The 5,688-nt window shown below is 63.4% G+C and carries 6 protein-coding genes; all 6 read right to left on the bottom strand.

Annotation, left to right across the window (positions count from 1 at the left end; all coding sequences use genetic code 11):
• A partial coding sequence (locus tag WCG50_RS16825) for a TRAP transporter large permease subunit (protein ID WP_336900750.1) occupies positions 1-1,067 on the bottom strand: 1,067 nt, incomplete at its 3' end.
• Positions 1,067-2,098: a TRAP transporter substrate-binding protein DctP gene (gene dctP / locus WCG50_RS16820; protein ID WP_336900749.1), complete on the bottom strand. Its 1,032-nt coding sequence runs from the start codon at positions 2,096-2,098 to the stop codon at positions 1,067-1,069. The genes dctP and WCG50_RS16825, both read right to left, overlap by 1 nt.
• A 15-nt stretch (positions 2,099-2,113) precedes the next feature.
• Positions 2,114-3,028, bottom strand: a complete 915-nt coding sequence (locus tag WCG50_RS16815; protein WP_336900748.1) for a TRAP transporter TatT component family protein — start codon at positions 3,026-3,028, stop codon at positions 2,114-2,116.
• A 124-nt stretch (positions 3,029-3,152) separates the two neighbouring features.
• Positions 3,153-4,097, bottom strand: coding sequence for a tyrosine recombinase XerC (locus WCG50_RS16810; RefSeq protein ID WP_336900747.1), 945 nt, complete (start codon positions 4,095-4,097; stop codon positions 3,153-3,155).
• A 33-nt stretch (positions 4,098-4,130) separates the two neighbouring features.
• Positions 4,131-4,817: a DUF484 family protein gene (locus WCG50_RS16805; protein ID WP_336900746.1), complete on the bottom strand. Its 687-nt coding sequence runs from the start codon at positions 4,815-4,817 to the stop codon at positions 4,131-4,133.
• Positions 4,814-5,688: diaminopimelate epimerase (gene dapF, locus WCG50_RS16800; protein ID WP_336900745.1), on the bottom strand; the 875-nt coding region annotated here is incomplete at its 5' end. The genes dapF and WCG50_RS16805, both read right to left, overlap by 4 nt.

Genomic DNA, 5,688 nt, shown 5'->3' with positions numbered 1-5,688 from the left:
CCCGCCAAAAACATGGTGTTGATCGGCACACGGGCAATGATGGCGTACATGATCAGCGGCACCGATGGCGCCAGCAACACGCCCAGCGCACTGGCACTCGTCACCAGACTGATGCCGCGCTGCTCCGGGAAACCGGCATTTTTAAGCAGCGGCAACAACAAACCGCCGAGCGCCAGGATCGTCACACCGCTGCCACCGGTAAACGCGGTAAAGCAGGAGCACAGCACCGCAGCCGCCACCACCGTGCCCGAGACACCGCCGCCAAACAAGGCCACGAACACCGCGCCCAGGCGCTGCGCGGCACCGGTGCGGGCAAAGACCAGCCCGGCCAGCGTGAACAGCGGCAGCGCGGGCAAGGAAGGATTGACGGTAATTTGGTAATGCGACAGGGGCACCGAGGCCAGCGGCAGGCCGTCTTGCCAGAACAGCGCCAGCGCCAAGCCGCCCAGCACCGCAAAGATCGGCGCCCCGGCCAAGAGCGCTGCCAGCAGCCACAAAGCACACGGCCACAACACCCCAGCGCTGCCATCGAATGCGCCCGCCAGCCCAAACCCCAGCAGCGGCAACACCAGCCCGCAGGCCACGCGCAAGCCGGGCGTCGTAAAACAGCGTGAGCCCAGTTTGACCCCCAACAAGGCAAACCCGAGCGGCATGGTGGCTTCCACCCACCAGACCGAAACGCCATAAGCCAGCGCGTGCGAAGCCTGCATCTCGCTGGCCACAAAGCGCCAGCTGGCCTGCGCCAGCAGACCACAAATCAACGCCGCGCTGCCCTTGGCAAACACGCGCACCGCCGCTTGCACCGGGGCGCTGCCCTGGCTGAACAGGCCACTGCCCAGCGTGGTCAGATGGCCATGTCGCTCGGCGGCCACGGCACCGAACATGGCCAGCACCAGGCCCAGATGCTGGGTCAGCACGGCGGCGTTCTCGATGCCCTGGCCCAGCAATGGGCGCAGCACGATCTCCACCAGCGGGATCAGCGTCATCAGCGCCAGCGCCAAGGATGCCAAGCCCTCGTCCAAACGCCCCAGGCGGCGCAAACCGGTCATCACATCAGCCTTCAACACTATTTGCTCTTGAGTGTGCGAAACGCTTTCAGGTGCAAAAACACCTCATCAAAGGTCTCGGCCGGCACCATCGCACCCCGGATGCGCGGGTACAGCTTTTCGGCCAATTCGTTCCACTCGCGCAGTTGCTCAGGGTTGGGCCGATTGACGATCAGGCCGCGTTTTTTCATGGCCGCCACCGCGTCGTCCACCTCCTGGCGGGCTTGGGTCCGGATCGAGACACCGGCCTTGTCGCTCGCCACGCGCAGCGCGGCCTGGGTGGCGGGCGTCATGTCGTCCCACGCTTTTTTGGTGACCACCAAAGCGCCGACGATTGGGGCCCAGTTGATCTCCAGCATGTTGGGTGCGGTGCTGTAAACCTGGCTGGCCAAGGCGAAATACGGGGTTGAGGGCACGACGTTGATCATGCCGGTCTGGATCGCCGGCAAGATGTCGCTGGTCTCCAGCGGCACCGGCGTGTAGCCCAGGCTTTTCATGATTTCCTGCTGCTCCACTTCAGAGCCCCAGGCAAAAATTTTCATCTTCTTCAGGTCACCCGGTCGCAGCGCCGGCTCTTTGGAGAAAAACCGCACCCAACCGGCATCGCCCCAGGCCAGCACGACAAAGCCCTTGTCGAGAAACTTTTTTTCCATCGCCGGGCGCATTTTTTCGCGCACGTAATCGACCTCTTCCCAGCTTTTGAACAGCAGCGGCAGGTTTTGCAGCGCGCCAATCGAGGGCTCGATTTCGCGCAGTCCCACCACCGACAGCAGCGCGCCCTGCAACTGCCCGATGCGCATGCGCCGTGCCAGTTCCGCCTCGCCGCCCTGACTACCGTCGGGGAACACGATGTACTTGGCATTGCCGCCCTGCGCGGTGCGCCAGACCTCACCCAACTCCATCAGTTGCCGGTGGTAGAGCGAGTTTTTGGGGGCCAGCGTGCCGATGCGCAGTTGTTTGTCAGCGGCATGAGCGCCGTTTGTGCCCAGCAGCGCGAGCGCCAACAGGCTGACGCCAAAGAGTCGTTGCAGGAGGTTTTTGTGAGTTGTCATGGATGAGTTCATCGGTCAGAAAAGATCGTCGGCCACGCTCAGCAGCCACTGCGCCCGCTCGCGCATCACCTGGTTGGGCAAATCGCGCCGGGCCACGCTGGCGGCCAGCGCTTGCTGCAACAGCGCCTCGAAGGCGGGGCGGTCGCCAGCAGGCAGCGCCACGCCTTCGGCCTTGGCGACGAATGCGCCGGCACTTTTACCGGCGCTCACAGCAATGGCCTGGTCGAAATAAACGGTGGCCTGCTGCGGCTTGCCGCCGGGGCGCGCCGCTTCAAAACTACCCATCAGGCTGGCCAGGGCGCCATCGCCAAAATCGGGATTGACCTGCCAGGCCAAGTGCGCCAGCCGCACCGCCTGCGGCAGGTCGGCCACGGTGTTGGGGTCGTCCTTGGACAGCGATATAAAACCACCCCAGGACGCAGCAGCCCAGTACGCGACACCGATTTGAGATGCCGTCAACACTGGCCACTGCTGGGGGTCCGGGCTGGCCAGAGCCAGGGCAAAACCGGGGGTGGTGGCCTCCAGCGCAGCCATCGCGTGGCGGTGCGCGCGGCGGTACAGCAGCGCAGCACGTTCGCGCAATTTTTGGGCCGCCTTGGCATCTTTCGGCTCGATCCGCTCCGCCTCGAAAGCGACGAAGGCAAACGCGTATTGCGTGAACCCGGCCGCCACGGCTTCGGCCAGCTTGAGGTTCTCGGGCGCGGGCCGCAACAGCGACTCCGACAATTTCAGGTAAAACGCACTGGCTTCACGCGCCAGTACCAAGTCTTCTTCTACCGCCTGACCCTGGCTGGCGAGTTCATTGGCGACGCCCTGAATAATCAAATGGCGCGGCGAGCAGGCGCCAAGCAACACCAGCACGGCCGCCAGGCATCCGCGCACCAGAGGCCGTCTGAAAATGGAGTCGATGCGCAGTCGTGGGTGTGTCAATTCATTCTTCACAGGTCGCGCCGGCTGGATTGCCGGACAGGGCAATTTAGCTGCGAAATGTGAAAGGGCCATGACATCGCCATGACAAGTCCGTGACTTGCAGGCAGAGCCACCCCGGAGCCGCTCAATCCCTTTTTTTAGAACCTAACTTGGCGCGGGGATGCGCCGCGTCGTAGGCCTTGGCGAGGTGCTGGAAGTCGAGCCGGGTGTAGACCTGCGTGGTGGTGATGCTGACGTGGCCGAGCAACTCTTGCACCGCCCGCAAATCGCTGCTGGACTGCAGCAAATGGCTGGCAAACGAATGGCGCAGCATGTGCGGATGCACCGGCGTGGCCAGCCCGGCTTGCAGACTGCGACGGCGCAAGCGCTGCCAGATGGATTGGGAGGTGAGTCGCGTGCCGTTGATGCCAATGAACAAAGCCGGCTGCTCATTGCCGCTCAACGCCTGCGCCCGCACAAACAACCAGCGCTGCAAAGCCAGTACCGATTTGGAGCCGACCGGCACCGTGCGCCGCTTCTCGCCCTTGCCCAGCACATGCGCCTCGCCCGCCTGCAAATCAACCCAACCGCGCGCGGTGTTGCTGGCCCGCACGTCCAGACCGGTCAACTCGGCCACGCGCAAGCCGCCGCCATAAAGTATTTCAACGATGGCGGCGTCGCGCGCTTCCAGCCAGGGGTCGTTCGCCTCGTTTTTAAAACTGGCCAACTGCACCGAGTCGTCCACACTCAAGGCTTTGGGCAGCGGTTTACCTGCCTTGGGCGCGCGCACGTCCTGCACCGGGTTGCTGTTGATGCGCCCTTCGCGGCCAAGCCAGACATAAAAACCGCGCCATCCCGACAAAATCAGCGCAATGCCGCGCCCGCTGCGCCCGGCGCCATGCATCTGCGCCACCCAGCGGCGGATGTGGCTGTTTTGCACCTGAAGCAGTTCGACCTGGGTTTGCGCGGCATAGCCCTGCAGCTTTTGCAGGTCGAGTGAATAGAGTTCCACAGTCCGCTCGGCCAGGCGTTTTTCAACCCGCACATGCGCCAGGTAACGCTCGATCAGGTCGTCGTCCAGTGGATTCATGCGCCAGTTGAACCGAGACGAGCGTCTTAAAAATTAACGCAGGCGAGTCAGAGCCGCGCTGGCCAGTTCAGCCAGACGACCGAGAAAATCCGTGCCCATGGCACTGTTGAAGCGCTGCGCATCGGGCGACGCCAGCACCAGCAGACCAAAGGCCGGGGTGGCGCTGCCCACCAAGCCCATGCGCAGGGGCAGAATCGCCAGCGAGGTGGCGGCTTGTGGCTCGGGCAACCAGCTCACCGCCTCAAAGCCGGAATTCACGCCGCAAAACGGCTCCATCAGCGAGGTCGCAAACAATTTGGCATCCTCGCTCACGCCGTTGGCGAAGTCAGCGTAAGCAAACTGCGGTGCCACGCCCCACATCTTGATGCCGACCTGCGGCACCGAAAACTGCTCGGCAATTTCGTCCGCGATCAGCGTTGGCAAGGTCAGCGGATCGGTAGCCAGAAACAGGGTGCGCGCCCAGCGCAGCAGCTTGTCGGACAGCAAAACGTTCTCGTTGCCGTTGCGGATCATGTCCATGATGCGGCTCTCCAGCACCTTGATCTTTTCGCGCAGCTGCGTGGCCTGGCGCTCTTGCAGGCTCACCGCCCGGTGGCCGTGCGGGCTGGTCAGTTGCACCGCGGCGAGCAACTCGGCATGGCGCTCAAAAAAGTCGGGCGTGTTGGCCAGGTAGTCGGCGATGTCGTCTTCGGTGATGGGGTTGTTGAATGATGTGTTCATAAGAGCTCAGGTAAATTGATTTCGCCGTGAAAAACAGTGGTGGCCGGGCCGGTCATCATGACCGGTGCCGTGCCGCCAGCCCAGGAAATAGTCAGCGTGCCGCCGCTCATTGCAACCTCGGCGCGGTTGTCGAGCAGGCCCAGTCGAATGCCTGCCACCACCGCCGCACACGCGCCGGAACCGCAGGCCAGGGTTTCGCCGGCGCCGCGCTCGAACACCCGCAGGCGAATGTGGCTGCGGTCCACCACCTGCATGAAACCAGCGTTGACCCGTCTCGGAAAACACGGATGGTGCTCGGTCAGCGGGCCTTGTGACAGCACCGGGGCGTGGTCGACATCGTCCACGACTTGCACCGCGTGCGGGTTGCCCATCGACACCACCGCTACATAAACAATAGCTGCTTGCGCAGGTAGCACGGGGGCTAGGGGCCATTTTTGCCATAAACCACTGAGCTGCGGCTGCAGACCGGTGGCGTCAAAAGGAATGTCGGCCAGCTCAAAAACCGGCGCGCCCATGTTGACCGTCACCCGGCCATCGGGCGTGAGTTGGGGTTCGATCACGCCGCCTTTGGTTTGAACCCGGATCGTGTCCTTGAGGGTCAGGCCCTGGTCGCGCACAAAGCGGGCAAAGCAGCGCGCGCCGTTGCCGCACTGCTCCACTTCGGCGCCGTCGGCGTTGTGGATGACGTATTCAAAATCGATGCCGGGCGCGGGTGACGGGCGCACCGTCAAAATCTGGTCGGCACCGACGCCGAAATGGCGGTCGGCCAACCAGCGGTACTGCGCCGTGCTCAGGCCCAGGCGCTTTTGGGTCTCGTCGAGCACCACAAAGTCGTTGCCGGCGCCCTGCATTTTGGTAAATCTAATTTGCA

This window comes from Rhodoferax sp. (assembly GCF_037143375.1).
Taxonomy (GTDB): domain Bacteria; phylum Pseudomonadota; class Gammaproteobacteria; order Burkholderiales; family Burkholderiaceae_C; genus Rhodoferax.
The sequence above is the reverse complement of the archived record's forward strand: the minus strand, read 5'-3'. Positions and strand labels throughout refer to the sequence as shown.